The following is a 17,290-nucleotide window of genomic DNA, read 5'->3' on the forward strand; positions in this document are numbered from 1 at the left end:
GGTCCCCCCGTATTCTGCCAGTCATCCACTGTGAACGGCACCGGAGGCAGAGCACGATGGCCGAAGACGACGGGAGCGCCCCCCCTTCACAACCGAAGCGGAAAAAGCGCCATTGGCAAAAAATGACGATCAGTTACCCGCCGCTGGTACGCAACGTGCGTTTTGCGTCGCCCGCCGTGCAGGCGTTCTTCCAGAGCCGGTTCGACAAGGCGAATACCGGCCTGTCAAAGTTTCTCCGGATGCACACGAATCACGGCACCGACGAACAGATCGCGCGATTAAAGGAACTGTACCGCGGCGTGGTCCATGCGCAGAAAGAGGCGCTCGAAGAGGAGCGCCAGCGGATCCGCGCGCTCATCGAGGAAAACGGTATCGATGCGCAGATCGACACTGCCGGGGCATTGGAATTTCAGGCGCGCCTGACGACACCTTGGGCCGGCACGTATCTGGAACTCTACCAACTGGTCGATGCCGCGTTTCTCGATCTCCACCTCCTGTGGATTACCGAAACCATCGACGATGGCCAGTTCAAGAAAATGTCCTCCGCCCTACTGAAAAATATCAGCCGCGTCACCGGACAGGTGATTACCGCCGTCAACCGCGCGGTCGCGGAGGATGCCGCCCGGGATCGCGCGCAAGCCGATGCCGATGCCGAGGGCGCCCCGGAATCCGAACAAAAGCATTCCGGCGACGATCCCCAGGCCGTACCGGCGAAACGTTCCCGCAAGCGCAACGGGCCTGCACCCGGCAACGGGCCTGCACCCGGCAACGGGCCTGCACCCGGCAACGGGGCTGCACCCGGCGGGAGCGATACCGCCGGATTACCGGAAACCGGTTCACCGGCGGACGCACTCCCTGGGGCACCCGCCGCCCCCGGTGACGAAGACGTCACGCCGGGCACGGCGATACCCGCGCAGACCACCGCCGGCGATTGACGAACTTGCATTTTGCCCGGTTTCTGTAAGCTGGTTGACGACTGAACGGCCCGGCTTTCCTGGGCTGCTGACTATCAATAAGGATGATGACCATGAAACTGCGCCTGTTGCTCTTCCTCGCTCTTGCCTGTACTCCCCTTGCGGGGATGGCCTCCCCGCCCGTGCTCAATCCCGCGGTGTCTCGGACGCTTTCCGAAGTCTCTATTTCCGGCGGTGGTATCCACCAGCACTACACCGAGTGGTCCCGTGGCCTGCCCAACGCCGCGTCGCTCCCAGACCCGGTGAACCGGGAGTCCGGCACGGTCGGATTGTTCCGGTTCGCGCTAGCTAAACGGTTCCCCGCCACAGGCGGGTGGGCTGAGGTCCGTTACGACTTTGGGACCGGAAACACCGACTACGCCGGGCATACCCAGGGCGGCGCACCGCTTCTCGCTACGACCGACAATACGATGCATGATGTGCGCGCCCGAGTGGGCTACCCGGTGGCGTTGACTCGAAATCTCGATGTGCTTCCGTTTCTCGAGGGTGGCTATTACCAGTGGGACCGGGCGGTAGCCAATGGTACCCCGAGCGCGATCGAGGAGGTCTACACCCACGGTTATGTCGGCGCCGGCGGGAGGCTTTTCTACGCGGCGACCCCCCGCTGGGTGTTTTCCGCTACTGTTGACGCCGGCTCGACCGTCGCCCCCGGAATGGACGCCGTGAGCCCAATCCAGGGCTCTGCCACACTTGGAACGCATGCCTACGCCGGCGTCGCCCTGCAGGAGGACTATCGGCTGCGTGGCGACTGGCACCTGTTCGCGCGTGCCTCTTACCGGTACTTCGGATACGGCCTCTCTTCGCGATTCCCAATATCGGCACTCGTCAACGGCCAAACGTTCAACGGCACTGCCTCCGAGCCGAACAGCACCACCGAGCAGGTTCGCTACAGCGTCGGAGTAGCTTACAACTTCTGAGTGTTGTACCCCCTTGCCGTCCAGCCATGGATGGGTTGGGCGGCAGGCCTTTTCTTGAAGGAGTGCACAGCTTCATGTCGCTATCCGATGCCAACGAGGACAACCTGCTTGATGAACTCGCCCGCCGCGGTGTCGCCGTGCTGGTAACCGCGAACGTGGATGAATTGGCGTGGCCCGGCGATTTAACCGCCACCGAGGTCGTCATCCGCTTATCCAACGCGCGCCGTACGCTACAAGACTCCGCGCTACAGCGGCAGGTGGAAGATGCCACATGGTCTGCCCTGCACGCCGACCTGTTTTCAGGGAGCCCCGCGTCCGTCGGTTCTCTTGGCGGCAACGTCGCCCAGTCTGGCGAAACCCGTGAACGCGCGGTGCGCGTCGTTTGCGCCGAGATTGCCGCCAGGGCCTGCGAATTCTTTCCCCGTGGTGGTGGCCGCAAAACCAGTCGCCAACTACGGGAAACGATCCGCGCCCTAATTCTCGATGACACCGAATACCGCCGGCTTCGGGATGACCTTGCAGCTGGCGACATTGCCTTGACTCTGCCACCCTCGCGGAAATTGGAGAAATCCTAATGGGAACCGTCATTTCCTTTCCAGCGCCATCCCCCATACCCCCGCGCCGGCGTGTGCCGCCCGCCCCCTACCTGTTGCAGGAGAGGACCGATATCACAATCCAATCCCTGATTGATGCGCTTCAGGAGGCTCCAATGCCTGCGTTACTGTGGGCAGTGGCCGCCGCGCAACGCGCGCTCGATCACGGGTTAAGTGTCCCTCGCGCGATTCATGTCGGCATCGACGGCGCCGCGGCTTGGCTGTCGCTGTATGGACCGGGTGATGCACGCTAACCGTGCCTTCTCCGAGGCGTGGTCCTTGTACCGGTCGCGCAACCGCGTGGTCGCCGAGTTGATTGATCAGGCGATGGCGCGCGCGCGCAGCGAGCGCGCGTTCAACCTCGCGGGATATCTGCGCGGGCTCGCCGCCGTCGAAACGGACCCGGAACTGCGTACCGCGCTCCTTACCATGTCGACGCATTGCCGGTAATGACCAAGTTGCGCAATCAACTAAAAATGGAGCTACTGATGCGCTTGGATTTACAGGATATCGATCTTTGTGCGCAACATCTTCGGATGTGCGTCGCGGTCGCCGGCGGCGATGATTCCAAGACTTCCGCGCCCCTCTCCGATTTGGAATTTTTGCACATACGGTGCATGCAGCTCTATGGGCGCCGCATCCCCAAGGAAGCCTATTGGGCCGCCGCCGAACACGCCGGGCTGGTGGACGCCGGTGCCCACGGACATCGCATCGCCGTACCGCCGGAGGGGGCATGGGCCTTGATCGCGGCCAAAAACGAGCGTCTCGGATTGCCCACGTTCCACGGGCTCCATCCAACCGTGGAGCACGGAAACATCTGGGCCCTCTTGCCGAAGGCGATGCGCATCCTGGCAACCGAACACCCCTCCTTGTTCACCGACGCTTCGTGATCCGCGGGATGCGTCCCCATGCCAGGCGATTCGCGCGCAGGATTGGACCCCAGCCAGGACCAAGCGGTTCGCCTATCGGGGCACGCGCTCCTCATCGCCGGGCCGGGGGCGGGAAAAACCCGTACGCTCGCCGCCCGCGCGAGCGCCCTGTTGGCTTCCGGCCCCGGGGACCTCGCGGCGGTGGCATTCACCCGGGATGCGGCGCGGGAGATTCGCTCTCGAATCCTGGCGCCCGGGGCCCGCGCGATCCGGACGCCACCGGGTCACCCGTCGCCGCGTGCCCGGAACCAACATCCCACGGCATCCCGCGTGGTTGCCGGGACCTTTCATAGCCTGGCGCTCCGGCAACTCAAGGCCGCCGGCTACCGTATCCGCCTGCTCGACGAAGCCGCCCGCATCCATTATGTCGCGCGCGCCCGCGACCTCTCCGGCGAAGACCTGCCGCTCGAAGACGCCGTACGTATTATCGACGCCTTCAAGGCGACCCTGTCCGCCCCCCCTACCGTCGGCGCCGGCGCCGCGCTGTTCGCCGCCTACCAAAAGCTGCTTGCCCGCGAGGGCACCTCCGACTTTCAGGATTTGGTTCTGCGGGCCGCCTCCGGCATGATTGCGGGGGATATCGCCCCACTTGCCGTGTGCTGGATGTTGGTTGATGAAGCACAGGATTTGGATGAAGTGCAGTATGCATGGCTGCGCGCCCATTGTTCCGCCGGCACGCAAATCACCCTCGTCGGGGACGATGACCAGTCCATCTACGGCTGGCGGCATGCGCTCGGATTTCACGGACTGGCGCGATTCGCGCAAGAACTCGGCGCCACGCGTACCGTACTGACCCGCAACTACCGGTGCGCTCCGGAGGTCCTGAAACCCGCGCTCTCCCTCATCCAGCACAATACCGCGCGCTTCGACAAACCGATTCAGCCCACCCGGCCCGCCGGCGGGGGTGTGCGCGTGATCCCGGCCACCCAACGCATCAATGAGGCCGAGGTCCTTGTGCGTCATCTCCTGGCCCAACCCGGGGAATGGGCGATTCTCGCACGAACCAATCGGTTACTCGATCTCCCGGAGCTTTTGTGCGGCCCCGCCGGTATCGAGGTCCACCGCCTCGGCGGAAAGTCCTTCTGGGAGCGACCGGCTGCCTCCGCCCTATGCGACGCCGTGCGCTCCGTCTACGAACACTCCCGAGTCGGCGTGGACCGCCTGCTCGCCCTCGCCGGTATTCCCCATTCCGCCCTGGAAGTCCTACGTCATCTGCCGATCGAGAAGATCGCAAAAGACCCCCCGGACGTGCTTCCGCCGAACACCCCGCACCGGCGAGCTGCCGTGAGCTTGGCCTCCCTGCTGCCGCAGTGGCGGGAACTCGAACACCGAGGACGCAGCGGGTTGGTTCTCGCCGCGCTGTCCCATTGGATTGAAAACCATCTCGCCGGCTTCAACGCCGACATCGCGCGGCAGGCGTGCATGGCGCTCGCCAAGCGCAAAGGCCCCCTGCGCACGCGCATCGCCACCGCGCGCGCCACCGATGCGGCCAAGCGTTCGCCGATGTCCGCCGTCACACTCGCCACGCTGCATGCCGCAAAGGGGCTCGAATGGGACTGCGTGTGGATCCTGGCCTGCGAAGAGGGGGTCATCCCCCACATCGAATCCCCACTGGATGAAGAACGCCGGTTGTTTTACGTCGGGATGACCCGGGCCCGCCGCCGCCTCGTCTGCTCCTTCGCGCTCAACGACGGTGTGCGCAGCCGGTTTCTCGAGGAGTCCGGTTTGTTCGGCGCCCGTGCGCCCGTCACCGCGCCGGCGCGCGCCGGAAGTATCGGTGGGTCGGCGACATGATCCCCTCCCGCCGCTTCCATCCCTGGCGCCTGGATTTGGCCGGCGCGATGCTGTTTCTGCTCCTTGCCGCCGTTACATTACGCGCCGCCCGCCACGATCTGCTGTATATCCTCCCCGCCGCGTTGTTCGGGTTCGCCGCCTGGAGGGCGCTTGGCAGTTATTCCCGTCGCCACTATGGCAAGCGGCTGGAGCGTCAGGCATTGCGCGCGCTGCGCCGCGCATCGAAGTGGCCGGTCGCCACCAACGTCCCGGTGCCGGGCGGCGGCGGCGGGGATATCGACGCGGTACTCGACGGCCCCTTCCGTAGCGTCAACCCCGAACGGGGCGGCGGGCACCGGCGCATCGCCATCGAGGTGAAATCCTGGGCCGGCCTGCGGGTGCACAACGGACACCTCGTGCACAACTCCGGGCGCCCCATCGGTGGGAAGGATCCGATCGCCCAGGTCCTGCGCGAGGCGCAGGCGATCGACGCGGTGCCTGTGCTATGGATGCCGTCCGCCCGGCGCCGTAGCGCCTTTGAATACCGCGGCGCACTGGTGGTCAACGGCCCGGTCGATTTCCTGCTCGATACGATTACCTCCGGATAATCCTGCTGGGCAACGATCGGAATTCATGCAAATCCTGCGCACACAACCCATACCGCTACCCATACCGCCAGCACCAGGTGATGCGAATACGGTTTTCGTACGATGGGCATTCCTCGATTCCGGCGAGGCGACCACCGCGGGCGGAACCGTGCGCGTTCATCTATCGGACGGTAGGGCGCAATCCGATCGCAGGGCGCTTCGTGCCGAACTTACCTGCCTGCGCTACTTGGTCCTCGAACACTTGGCGCCAGACCGGCTACCCCGGCGAATTCTTGTGCATCACGGCGCGATTCGTAAACTGGCGTTGGGACGCAGCGCCCTGCACGAGTTTCGTTGGCCCGCCTATTTTCTGTTCACACGCTATGCCGATATCCCCGTCTCGGTGTGCCACGATCCCTGGGACGTTTCAGTGGACGCGCCAACGAAAGAGATTCCGGAGGACTGCGCGCTCTATCGCCAACTCGCCCCCTCCCCACTCCCGAAAACGCGTATCAGTCGCCACGCCCTCACGCGCGCCATCGAGCGTCTCGGCTGCCATAGCTCTCACGGCGCCTGGGAACGACTGGCGAAGATAATGAGCACGGAGGATTTGGCCGAGATGGAACCGAGCGGACTCGAACGATTCCGAAAACTGCGAAAACACGGCTCCGACGCACGGTTTTTCCGTCATAAAAACATAGTTCTGACGTTTACCGTCGAACCGGCCGGCTCCACGCTCGTTTCGGTGGCCCGTGTTTGCAATCTTCAGCAGATATGGACTACTACCCCACAACCGACCCAAAATTTAGGAGATTGACCGATGTCCGTCCCTCCGCCTATCCCCCTCTCCGATACACCGAGTAACGTCGTACCGTTCGGTGGTTTCGGCGCGAAGAACGAACGACCTACCCCGCCCGGCCCCTGGACCATGGAGACCTTGTCCGGTCGGCGCGTGAACCTGGTCGCGCCGGATCCTCAGTCCATCAATCTCATCGATATCGCCGTTGCGCTCTCTCGCATCCGCCGCTACTCCGGCCATACCCGAGAGCCTTACAGCGTTGCCGCACACAGCGTGTGGACGGCCCGGCTGTGTGAGCGCGCCGATTGCGATTCGGCTACCATTCTCCACGCCTTACTCCACGATGCGCACGAAGCCTACATCGGCGATATCCCCACGCCCGTCAAGCGCCTCCCCGACGTTTTCGAGGCGATCTACGCGTGCAGCGAGCGCCTCCAGAACACCATCTACGAGGCGCTGCGTCTCGCCCCGCCCACCGTCGAGCAGCAGGACTGGGTGGCATGGGCGGATAGTTTCGCCCTGGTCGAGGAAGCCGCCACGTTCATGCCGTCCCGGGGCGCGGATTGGGGAGTCAAGGTTCTCCGGGCGCCGCGCTCGTTCACCGGGCTGCCTCCACTCGTGATCCCGGACACCGCGGAGCGATCCGCGGAAACGTTCCTACAGATTTACCGCAAACATTACATAGAGGTTAAGAGATGAACAGCCGAACATTCCCCGCCATCCTGGCCGGTATTTTTCTGATGGCCTCCGTAGCCGGTTTTCTGACGATGTCCGGAACATGGGCACACAGCGAACACGTATCCTTCGCGTCCGGCGTCTACCACGCCGCGGGCCAAGTTCTCCGGTCATTACGCGGCGCACTGGCCGACTAAGGATCGCCGCGTCCGATGCGCGATGTCCTTCCAGGGCTTCCCGAGCCGGTTCGTGCGTCACCGCTTCTGACCCGCGCGCTTACCCATCGCAGCGTTTCCCAAGAGCACTACGAGCGGCTTGAGTTCGTCGGCGACGCCATCCTCGGTTTTCTGATTGCAGAACACCTCTATACCCACCTTCCCGCCGCCGACGAAGGCGCCCTCTCGCGAACCCGGGCTGCTCTGGTGTGTAAGCGCACCCTGGCGACGATCGCCGAGGAACAAGGGATTGTCCCCTGCATTCGTGTAGCCGTCCCCGAGATTGCCTACAGGGCGTCGGTGCGCGCGGATGTCGTGGAATCGCTGCTCGGGTGCAGCTATCTGGTCTGCGGAATGGATGCCGCGCGCCGGCTCGTCGACCGCGTCTACGCCGAACGCCTGCGCGATTTATCACCTCACGCCCAGCACAAGGATCCGAAGACCCGGCTGCAGGACTGGGCCCAGCGGCGTAAACGCCCGCTTCCGCACTATGAGGTGGTTTGCATACACGGACCCGAACATACCCCCGTATTCGAGGTCGCCTGCCGCGTTGATGGATTGCCCGCGCCCACCCTCGGCACCGGCCCCTCCAGGCGCGAGGCCGAAAAGGCCGCTGCCCGCCAGGCACTACGATTGCTGCGGGTCGACACCACCTGACCGCAACCGATCGCTTTCGCCACATTGGGCAAAAGCGATCGGGTATCCGTATTAGATGATCGCTGCTTCCGTAAGTGGTTGGATTTGCATTTTAATAGTCCCAAGCGCAAGATCCGGCCGTAAAATCAGGCACAGGACCCGATTCGTAGCATGGCAACCCATCGTCCACCGGAATCCCAGGATTTCGCCTCCGCGAGCCCGGCGCCGGCGCCCCGCGGGCGGCGGGAACGCGGCGGCTGAATCCCCCATCTCGGCCCGCACCGGCATCTCCGGGACTGTCCGGCGCGTCCTGTACCGCGGGAACAACGGTTATTGCATCCTGAAGCTCGAGGATGACCGGATCGTTGTCGGAAACCTGCTGGATGCGCGCGAGGGCGCGATACTCGAGGGCGAGGGTGAGAACGTCACCCACCCGAAGTTCGGACCCCAAATCAAGGCCCATTGGCTCGCAGAGCGCATTCCGGAGGAACCGGCGGACCTGCTGGCCTTTCTGTCCCGCGGTTCGGTACCGGGCATCGGACCGAAACTCGCTAAATTGCTGGTCGACACCTTCGGGAGCGAGTTGCCGACCATCTTCGACCGCCAGCCCCGCCGGCTTCTCGAAATCAACGGGATCGGCGAGAAAAAACTGCTCTCCGTCCGGCGCGGCTGGGAACGGCTGCGGGCCGTTCGCCGGGTAACCGCCTTCCTCAATCGCATTGGATTGGGACCGCAAATGGCTTGGCGCGTCTATACGGAACTGGGCGAGAACGCCGTCGCCATTCTGCGAACGAACCCCTATCGGTTGACACGCGTCCGCGGCATTGGATTTGAGCGCGCCGATCAGGCCGCCGCTGCGCTCGGACTGGCCCCGGACGCCCCCGCTCGACTTGCCGCGGCTATCGAATACGCCGTCGAAGATCAAGCGAATCGCGGGCACACCGTCACGTCACGCCCCGAACTCGTCGCGCAGGCCGCGAAGCTCACGGAACAACCCGTGGCTGCGGTGGATGCTCAACTGGTCCGAATCCTCACCGAGCCGAATCCCTCGCTGCGCGAAACGCCCGAGGGACTCGCGCCCACCTCCCTCTACTCTGCGGAAAATCAGATCGCACAGGATCTATCCGCTCGTTTGTGACTGCCGGGCGTTTACCACCAAATCGATGCGGCGATGTATTTCGACCGGCTCGGACTGCGCTCCGATCCTATCCAGGTCGAGGCGCTACGGATGTGTCTCACCCGCAGCGTGTCGGTGCTCACCGGAGGCCCCGGTACCGGCAAGACCACCATTATCCGCGCCCTGGTCGAAGCCGCCTCCAGTAAGGTGATCGTTCGCCTCTGCGCACCTACCGGTCGCGCCGCCCGGCGGCTGGCGGAATCCTCCGGCGCCGCGGCCGCCACCATTCACCGCTTGCTGGGCGCCCGCGGACATGGGCAATTCGAGTATGGCCCGGACAACCCGCTCGACTGCGGGCTTCTGATTGTCGACGAATCGTCGATGCTCGACGCGCGCCTGCTCCAACGCCTCCTCGCGGCGCTGCCCGAACGGGCCGGTGTCGTGTTCGTGGGAGACGCCGACCAATTACCCTCTGTTGGCCTCGGAGCCTGCCTGCGCGACCTCATCGCAGGTGCCGTCCCTACCGCCCGGCTCGCGCGCGTGTACCGTCAGGACGAAGGCTCCGGAATCGCCCACGGCGCCCAGCACCTGCTCGTCGGCCAGGTCCCGGACTTCGGGAACGGTCTTTGGTACGTCGGTGAAGATGACCCGGAGCGGGCCGCCGGAAAACTGGTCGATCTAGCCGCCCGCGCCGACGCCGTACAAGTGCTCTCCCCAATGCGTAAAGGTCCCTTGGGCGTCACACGCCTTAACCAATTGCTCCGGGAACAGTTGAATCCGCCGCCATCCGGTCGGACATCGAACGAGATCGGCGGCTTCCGAGCCGGGGATCGCGTGGTGCAGACCACCAATGACTACGATCTTGGGGTCATGAACGGGGAGATTGGCCGGGTTCTGACCGTCAATCCGACTGAGCGGATTCCCCAGGTTCGTTTCGAAGATCGGGACGTGGATTACGACGCACTGCAGGTCAGCGGACTCGAGTTCGCCTTTGCCATCACCATCCACAAGGCACAGGGCGCCCAATACCCGTGCGTCCTGATGCCGCTCTCCACCCAACACTACGTCATGCTCACCCGGCCCCTGATCTACACCGGGCTGACGCGGGCCGAGCGCGACGCGGTGTTCGTCGGGCAGGAAAAGGCGCTGCGCTTGGCGCTGCACCGGGTAAACGACGGTGAGCGGCGCACGCGGCTGAAAAACCTGCTCGCCCGTAGCTGAATCCCTCCACGCGACGCCCCGACGCCCACCTTCGCGCACCGGCAAGCCCGGCGCCCCCCGTCGCGGGCTGTTTGCCGATGAAGTTGTCCCCGCGTACGCGGGGATGAAAGACAGCGAGCATCCGTGCCAGCATTGCGCCCAGACCGTTGTCCCCACGTACGTTATCGATAGCGGGGACGAAAGGCCGTTTGTGTGGTTTACGAGTCCGCCAAAAAATGTCCTCGCATGCGCGGAGACGAAAGGCGGAATACCTCGGTGCGGTCGCTCGTAATTTCGATCTCGATTCGGGGCGGTTTTCCGGAGTGGGGGCATCGAAATACAACGAGATTGCCCGCCTCTGGCGATGCACTACACGTCGCCCGCCATCTACAGGGTGTCGGCCAGGTGCCCGTTTGCGGCAAGGCGAAAACGCCAGGGGTTCCCAAAACGTGTGAAATCCTCCACACAGCAGGCAAGTGGTATGCGTCCGTTACGCTGGAGGTCGATGCCGTACACCGAGAGCGCGGCACGGAGATCGGAGCCTTCGATTGGGGCCTGAAAGAGTTTCTGACCATCGCCACTCCCCAAGGTGTGGAAACCGTTGCCAATCCCCGCCATCTTCGAAATCAACTGGCGGAACTCAAGCGGTTGGGGCAGGAAGTCTCCGGTAAAATTCGCATGGCGCAACAGTTGAGCGGCAGACGGTGGGGATTCCCCGTATCGTCCAACCTGCGTCGAGCCATTCAGCATTTAGCCAGGCTGCACGTCAAGGTGGCCAGGCAGCGCAAAGATTTTATGCACCAGACCAGCGCGGGGCTGGTGAAAAGGTTTGGAGCCATCGCGACGGAGACGCTGGCCGTAAAGAACATGGTGCATGGCGGTGGCGCCCGCAACAAAGGGCTCAACCGCGAGATTCACGCCGCCGCGCCGGCGACTTTTCTCAAGATGATCAGGACCAAAGCGGAAGAGGCTGGGTCGTGGTATGAGGAAGCGCCGGCACGGGAGATCAAGCCGACACAACGCTGTCATGCGTGCTGGAAATTGCCGGACGAGAAGAAAACGATCTCGGACAGGGAACACCAGTGCCCGCATTGCGGCGCTGCCTGCGGCCGCGATGAAAATGCGGCGCTGGTGTTGTTGCGATGGCTTGAGACGAAATTGGCCGGCGCATCCAGCCCCATGCCCGGCGCAAGCCCCGGGCGGGAACCGTCCGAGGTGTGGAGCGGTGGACGTTTTACCGCGTTGAAGCACGAAACTCACACCATACCGTAAGGTTGGCGGGAGCAGTTCATGAGTCGAGGGCTGGAGGCCGCCTGCTCGTCGCCGACGGCAACGAGACGCGGGAGAGCATCCGCGCGGCGGCAGAGGCAAAAAAGACCGGGGGGCGACATGGACGAGCGGGTCCCCGTTGTTCTAAAACCACCGTCGCATCAATAATTTGGTTCCAGGCCGGATCCTAGACGCGGTTCCTGAGGACTCATCCTCAACTGGAGCCCCCCGCGGCTTAGCCAGCGTTCAGCAAAAAAAACGCACGTATCCACCACCTATCCCTCTCCGCGCACCCGGGCACCCGGGCACCAGATGGACCGTGTTTCGTGCCAGTTTCAAGAAACTCCTCATATTGGGCAGAGCTGCCGGGCGCCGTTGAACCCAGCCCACCGGCTTCTTAATCCAGGGCGGGCGCCGCCGATATTGCTTCGTACCAGTGGACGCCGGTGGACGCGAGGCGACATAATGTCACGTCATATGAAATGTCAAACATAAGCGGAGGGGGAAATGGCAACTCAGCGGGTAGCAGCGCCTCTCTTCATCCGGGCGGAATGGGACCCTGATGCCAAGGTATGGGTATGCACTTCCGATGACGTGCCCGGATTAGCCACCGAGGCCGACACGGTAGAGGAATTGCTGGTAAAGCTCCGGGTCATGGTGCCCGAACTGCTTGACGCGAACGGTGTACCCGACGGTCCTGACGTCCCATTTGAGTTAATGGCTCGCATGGTTTCGTCCGGGCGCGCACTCGCCGGCTAATGGCGGGGAACTTCACGCCAGATCTGAAGCGCATATTGAAGGCTGCAGGCTGCGAATACTTACGGCCCGGAAAGGGCGATCACGAAATATGGCGCTCGCCGCGCACTGGCTTGTGCTTTCCGGTTGACCACAAGATTAAATCCCGTCACACCGCGAACGGTGTTCTCAAGCAGGCAGGCCTTCCGAAGCAATTTTGAGCGAGCGGCGCGATGGTGGGACTGTCGCACGGGGATGGGACTGTCGCACAAATTTTCACGGAAAGGGCCGCGATACGTGAGTACCTGGGCGGGATGTTTCGCGCCGGGGCGGGAACGGAGGCAGCGCGCGATTGCGCCCAAATCCTACCTTTTCTGCCGGAACGCGCACGAGCCCGGACCCGAGTCGAGATGATCGTGTGCATTGCGCTCACTGCGCGCGATATCACCGTACCCGGTGCCAAATCGATATGGCGCACTGCATCGCGGAGCAGCTGCGCCGGTGAAGGAAAAGTAATTCCGTTTCTCCACAAGCCCGTGCCGCGCAACGTGACTACCTCGCACGACGAACGTCGCCGATTGCTGGGCAGTCCGGTGTGAAGGAGGGGGTAGCCGTTTTCCCCGCATGTGCGGGGATAAAAGGTTGTCGTTCTCGTTTACGCTGTGAAACATCACGTCTTCCCCACGCGTGCGGGAATGAGAGGGTTCACACCGCCAGATGTAGCTGGTCCGTGGCGGTTTCCTCGTACACACATCTCGTGCATGCAGGGATGAAAGAAAATACGGCCAATAAATTACGGCCAATTTCCTTAGCAACACCTCGCGTTTGCATTTTCCATACCCCAACCGAATATAAAACAGCCCGTTCGACGCCGATACAAGGGGGCGTTCATGTCCAAGCGCAAAAAAAAACGTGACCGGCGCAAGAATACCTCCGGAAGCCCTGCTCCTAAGCAGGGCTTGTAGCTCGTCTGGTCCGATGGCGCCTGTGCCGGCAATCCCGGCCCTATGGGCATCGGTGGGATCCTGCGCGCGCCGGACGGGACACCCGTCGCATCCTTTTCAGATGCGGCCGGGCATGGAACCAATAACGAGGCGGAGTGGCTTGCGTTTTACCGCGGTATCGAAGTTGCGGGGAAGTCCGGTGCGCAACAATTGTTGTGTCTTGCGGATTCCGAATTGGTCATCCGACAATTTTCCGGCGACTATGCGGTCCGTAATCCACGAATATACGCACTCTATCGCAGGGCCCACGCGCTCGCGCGAGCGATTCCCCGGGGCGTTTCCGCTTGATGGATTCAGCGAGACAGCAATCACGATGCCGACGCCTTAGCGAGCCACGCGGTAGGCATGCCCCAGGCGCCGGTGAACGACACCGGCACCATGGTTTCCTGGTCGGGCATTCAGCCCAGCGACGGACCTGATTTTCCACCGCTCAACCACGGCGTCTCAGCGCAGTTGACAAGGATAATTACCGCTGCATCGTCATCGACCTCGCCGAAGTTCTGCGATTTCCTTGAATTACGCACAAACGGTCCGGACGGATACAGCCGCCTGACCGATGCCGCACTGGCGGCCCTTGTGTCGGCTCGGTGGAACGAGACGAGCCTGCGATGGATGCAGGAGTCACTCGACGGAATCGGACGCGACAGTCCCTACGTGCGCAGTGCGTTGCGCTGGGCGGCCCGCGGGCTTACACCACCACTCGCGCTCAAAAAAGCGAGCGTCGATTTAGAAATGTCCGCCCGTGGCAGCCGGCACTCTCACCCCCCACGGAGATCGGCTTAAAATCCAAGGCGGGTTCTATCGTTCCTGCGCGCCGACTTTGGATTTGCGTTTTTCTGTTCCACTCCTATGTTTCTATAGACATCTCTCACTGCCATTCGAATCAAGGATGGCCCGTTTTTTCTCCATTTTTCGCCGCTTGCATTTTCCTTTCGTTCGATAGACTGTACCCATGGCTATCGAACAAGCTCATCCATCGTTGCCGATGACGCTCGAGCAGTTGCATCGTCGCCTCGCGGAAATCGGCTTTTCCGGCCCCGTTTCGGCGGAACATGTATCGTTCGTTCTGTCACACGTCGATCCCACAAAATTCCTGTACGCCCTGCGCGCCGCCGGGAAAGACGCCCGCGCACGCACCTGGCTGCAAAAGCTATTCTTACGGGCTTCGGAACTGGTTTCCAACCCGGCGACACCCAGCGGCCCGTTACCGCCCGAACACCAAGTTTCATGCCCGCAACCCGCAGGCGAGCAGTCGGCACCGGATGGCGCCACAGGGACGGGACAATCGCCCGCGTTGTTAGCCGACACGACATTCGTCGTGGCCGATTGCGAGGCCACCGGTCTTGACCTCGCCGCCGATCGCGCCATCGAGGCAGCGGCCGTCCTCTTGTATCCGAGCGGCGACATCGAGCTTACGATGCATACCTTGATCGACCCCGGGATCCCTATCCCGGCGACCTCCTCAGCGATTCATCACCTGACGGACCGGGATGTGATCGGCGCCTCGAAACTTGCTGCCGTTCAACCTACCATCTCCGCCCTCGGAACCCACTTCGCTGCGCATACCCCCGATCTCGATGCCGCTCTACTGGATCTCCGGGACAAAACCTGGCTCTGCACTCACCGTCTGAGCCTGCATTTGTGGCCGGAGGCCCCCGGCCACAGCAACCAAGTGCTGCGGTATTGGCTGGATCTCGATGTTACTCTGCCCCCCGGCCTACATCCCCACCGGGCCGCCGCGGACGCGATCGTAACCGCCTATCTGCTCAAGCGCGAATTGCGTCTTCTGCGCGAACGCCGCCCGGACCTGCGCACCGTCGAATCCGTGATCGAGTTCGCCGCAAGACCGGCGGAGCTGGTCTACATCCCGTTCCGATCCCACCGGGGGATGAAATGGTCTGAGGCCGATGAATCGTTTCTCGTGTGGGTGGTCAACAGGAACTTCAGCCCCGACATCCACTACACGGCCGAACTCGCCATACGCCGGCTGCAGGATGGCTAAACCCATCCCCACACACGAATACCCCTATCCGGCTACCGTTTTTTTGACGAAACGGGCCGTAGTCCACGGTTACCCTCCAAACTGATACCTCCTGTGCCCTGTAGTCAGTGTTACGTTTTTCTGGCAGCCGACGTCCCTGTCCTTTAGGAGGAACCTCCCATGGCCGTTCCAGACGGCGCCCCTGAAGACACCTCCGCCGCGCCGCTCGAAAAAGCCCGACAGGCAGCGGCCGAACGGCGTGCCGCTGGCGAGAATATTCAGCGTTTCACGCCTGTGCAAAAATTCCCGCCAAACCGAAATCCAGGACCTTGGCGATTTTGGCCAACTGCTCCCTCTGCCAGGGTGGCTCCGCAGACCCCGCGCTCCGATGGAGAATCGGGAACTGTACCGTCGGTCCACTCACTGAAGCGGAAACCGGCTGCGCGTTTTACGCCTTTCGGCCCTACCGGCACCTGCATGGAAAACCGATTCCAACTTCAGTGGCACGTACGTTTGATAATGACGGCGACGGTGCTGCTGACGATAGCCCGGAATTTGGATAGTATTCCGCGAAATAGCGGTCTTTCATCATGCTGGTGCAGGGCAGCCACTGTCTCCTGGCACGCTACCCCAACAGCTCCACCAGATCCTCGGCGCGAAGGTGGGTATACCGCTTGAGCATTTGGAGGGTTTTGTGCCCCGTCACGGCGGCCGCCTGCATCGGGTTCAACCCCTTCTCGAACAGCCGGGACGTGGCCTCATGGCGGAGATCATGGAACCGCAGGTCCCGTAGCATCCGCCCGTCCGGCTTCTCACCCTTAGCCTGGCACTCGGCCTCGTAGTTCTTGCGTGCCCGCTTCACCGCACGGTCGAAAGCTTGGGTGATGCTATCCGCCCGGATGCCCCACACGTAGCCGTCGATCCGGCGAGGAAGCGCATCCAGCACCGCCCGGGCTCGCGTGGACAGCGGCACCCGGCGGGGCTCGCCGGTCTTGGTCTCCGGCACGCGCAGCACCGTACCCTGGCGCTCCAGGTGTTCCCAGCGCATTGAGGCGAGTTCTCCGCGTCGCATGGCGGTCTCTAAGGCTAGGATTACCAGGGACTCAATGGGGCTCGTACCAGCGCGCGAGTCCGCGTATGCACGGCAGGCGGCCAGGAGGCGGGTTTCTTCTCCGGGCAATAGCCGCCGCTCGCGGCCACGGGGCGCCGGCGGTTTGCGAACGGCATCAACCGGGTTGCCGCGCGGCAGGAACAGCCGCCATTCGCGGTCGGCGACCTGGAGCACGTGGCGCAGCAACGTCAGGTCGTTTCGCACGCTCTTGGGGGCGTTGATCTTCAGGCGGCGGTCACGGAACTCGGCCACCGTTGCCCCGTCCAGGGCGGCCAGCGTCCGGGATGCGATGGGGTCGCGCAGAAAGACGGAGATGCGGCTTTCCTCTTTCGCCGCGCCCTTCTTCGAGGGGGTTACTTCGGAGGCGTACCGGCGCAGGACCTCGGCCAGTGTGGTGTTCTCTGCCTCGATACGCGAGATGAACACCCCGCGTTGCATCTCCGCCTCAACCTGGCGGGCCCACGCCTCAGCGTCCGTTTTTCGGTCGAATGTTCTGGCGATCGACGGATAGCCTTTCCTGCGCACCCGCGCCTGCCATACTCGCCGGCCAGTAGGGCCGGAACGCTGAATCAGCGTCGCCACGACACCCTCCCCTGCTGCTCACTGTCACATCAGTGTCGCAAATTCCGATGGGCGGTGTCTACTGCGCTGCTAACTCTTTGTTTTATTGGTAGCGGGGACAGGATTCGAACCTGCGACCTTCGGGTTATGAGCCCGACGAGCTACCGGACTGCTCCACCCCGCATCAGAAGGTCGAAGAGTCTACAAACAAGCG

The 17,290-nt window shown here is 63.0% G+C and carries 19 protein-coding genes and 1 tRNA gene; 18 read left to right on the forward strand and 2 right to left on the reverse strand.

Annotated elements, in window-relative coordinates; all coding sequences use genetic code 11:
* Window positions 1-122: 122 nt before the first annotated feature.
* From B7Z66_07240 to B7Z66_07325, 18 genes are all read left to right on the forward strand, one after another.
* The gene (locus B7Z66_07240; protein ID OYV76715.1) at window positions 123-935 is read left to right on the forward strand and encodes a hypothetical protein; all 813 of its coding nucleotides are present in this window, start codon (window positions 123-125) and stop codon (window positions 933-935) included.
* A gap of 92 nt (window positions 936-1,027) precedes the next feature.
* Window positions 1,028-1,891: a hypothetical protein gene (locus tag B7Z66_07245; GenBank protein ID OYV76716.1), complete on the forward strand. Its 864-nt coding sequence runs from the start codon at window positions 1,028-1,030 to the stop codon at window positions 1,889-1,891.
* Between the two features lie 74 nt (window positions 1,892-1,965).
* Window positions 1,966-2,466, forward strand: coding sequence for a hypothetical protein (locus B7Z66_07250; protein ID OYV76717.1), 501 nt, complete (start codon window positions 1,966-1,968; stop codon window positions 2,464-2,466).
* A gap of 261 nt (window positions 2,467-2,727) precedes the next feature.
* Window positions 2,728-2,934, forward strand: coding sequence for a hypothetical protein (locus B7Z66_07255; protein OYV76718.1), 207 nt, complete (start codon window positions 2,728-2,730; stop codon window positions 2,932-2,934).
* A complete protein-coding gene (locus tag B7Z66_07260; GenBank protein ID OYV76719.1) occupies window positions 2,934-3,374 on the forward strand; it encodes a hypothetical protein in 441 nt (146 codons plus the stop codon). Before B7Z66_07255 ends, B7Z66_07260 begins: the two co-directional genes overlap by 1 nt.
* An 18-nt stretch (window positions 3,375-3,392) precedes the next feature.
* On the forward strand, window positions 3,393-5,207 hold the full coding sequence (locus tag B7Z66_07265; GenBank protein OYV76720.1) for a hypothetical protein: 1,815 nt from the start codon (window positions 3,393-3,395) through the stop codon (window positions 5,205-5,207).
* On the forward strand, window positions 5,204-5,794 hold the full coding sequence (locus B7Z66_07270) for a hypothetical protein (GenBank protein OYV76721.1): 591 nt from the start codon (window positions 5,204-5,206) through the stop codon (window positions 5,792-5,794). The genes B7Z66_07265 and B7Z66_07270 overlap by 4 nt, the downstream gene beginning before the upstream one ends.
* A gap of 274 nt (window positions 5,795-6,068) precedes the next feature.
* The gene (locus tag B7Z66_07275) at window positions 6,069-6,590 is read left to right on the forward strand and encodes a hypothetical protein (GenBank protein OYV76722.1); all 522 of its coding nucleotides are present in this window, start codon (window positions 6,069-6,071) and stop codon (window positions 6,588-6,590) included.
* Window positions 6,591-6,701: 111 nt separating this feature from the next.
* Window positions 6,702-7,271, forward strand: a complete 570-nt coding sequence (locus B7Z66_07280; GenBank protein OYV76723.1) for a hypothetical protein — start codon at window positions 6,702-6,704, stop codon at window positions 7,269-7,271.
* Between the two features lie 188 nt (window positions 7,272-7,459).
* Window positions 7,460-8,119 (forward strand): ribonuclease III, encoded by a 660-nt coding sequence (locus B7Z66_07285; GenBank protein OYV76724.1) that lies wholly within the window; start codon window positions 7,460-7,462, stop codon window positions 8,117-8,119.
* A gap of 55 nt (window positions 8,120-8,174) precedes the next feature.
* Window positions 8,175-9,236, forward strand: coding sequence for a hypothetical protein (locus B7Z66_07290; protein ID OYV76725.1), 1,062 nt, complete (start codon window positions 8,175-8,177; stop codon window positions 9,234-9,236).
* A gap of 33 nt (window positions 9,237-9,269) precedes the next feature.
* A complete protein-coding gene (locus B7Z66_07295) occupies window positions 9,270-10,436 on the forward strand; it encodes a hypothetical protein (protein OYV76726.1) in 1,167 nt (388 codons plus the stop codon).
* A gap of 225 nt (window positions 10,437-10,661) precedes the next feature.
* Complete coding sequence (locus B7Z66_07300; GenBank protein ID OYV76727.1) at window positions 10,662-11,687, forward strand: hypothetical protein; 1,026 nt, start codon at window positions 10,662-10,664, stop codon at window positions 11,685-11,687.
* A gap of 504 nt (window positions 11,688-12,191) precedes the next feature.
* Window positions 12,192-12,443, forward strand: coding sequence for a hypothetical protein (locus B7Z66_07305; protein OYV76728.1), 252 nt, complete (start codon window positions 12,192-12,194; stop codon window positions 12,441-12,443).
* On the forward strand, window positions 12,443-12,640 hold the full coding sequence (locus tag B7Z66_07310; GenBank protein OYV76729.1) for a hypothetical protein: 198 nt from the start codon (window positions 12,443-12,445) through the stop codon (window positions 12,638-12,640). Before B7Z66_07305 ends, B7Z66_07310 begins: the two co-directional genes overlap by 1 nt.
* 93 nt (window positions 12,641-12,733) lie before the next feature.
* Window positions 12,734-13,018 (forward strand): hypothetical protein, encoded by a 285-nt coding sequence (locus B7Z66_07315; protein OYV76730.1) that lies wholly within the window; start codon window positions 12,734-12,736, stop codon window positions 13,016-13,018.
* Between the two features lie 408 nt (window positions 13,019-13,426).
* Window positions 13,427-13,711, forward strand: coding sequence for a hypothetical protein (locus tag B7Z66_07320; protein ID OYV76731.1), 285 nt, complete (start codon window positions 13,427-13,429; stop codon window positions 13,709-13,711).
* 664 nt (window positions 13,712-14,375) lie between these two features.
* Window positions 14,376-15,425, forward strand: coding sequence for a hypothetical protein (locus tag B7Z66_07325; GenBank protein ID OYV76732.1), 1,050 nt, complete (start codon window positions 14,376-14,378; stop codon window positions 15,423-15,425).
* Window positions 15,426-16,029: 604 nt separating this feature from the next.
* On the opposite strand, the gene B7Z66_07330 is transcribed toward B7Z66_07325, so the two are convergent.
* Window positions 16,030-17,097, reverse strand: coding sequence for a hypothetical protein (locus B7Z66_07330; GenBank protein ID OYV76733.1), 1,068 nt, complete (start codon window positions 17,095-17,097; stop codon window positions 16,030-16,032).
* 86 nt (window positions 17,098-17,183) lie between these two features.
* A tRNA-Met gene (locus B7Z66_07335) sits at window positions 17,184-17,260 on the reverse strand.
* Between the last annotated feature and the right edge of the window lie 30 nt (window positions 17,261-17,290).

The organism is Chromatiales bacterium 21-64-14 (assembly GCA_002255365.1).
Taxonomy (GTDB): Bacteria; Pseudomonadota; Gammaproteobacteria; order 21-64-14; family 21-64-14; genus 21-64-14.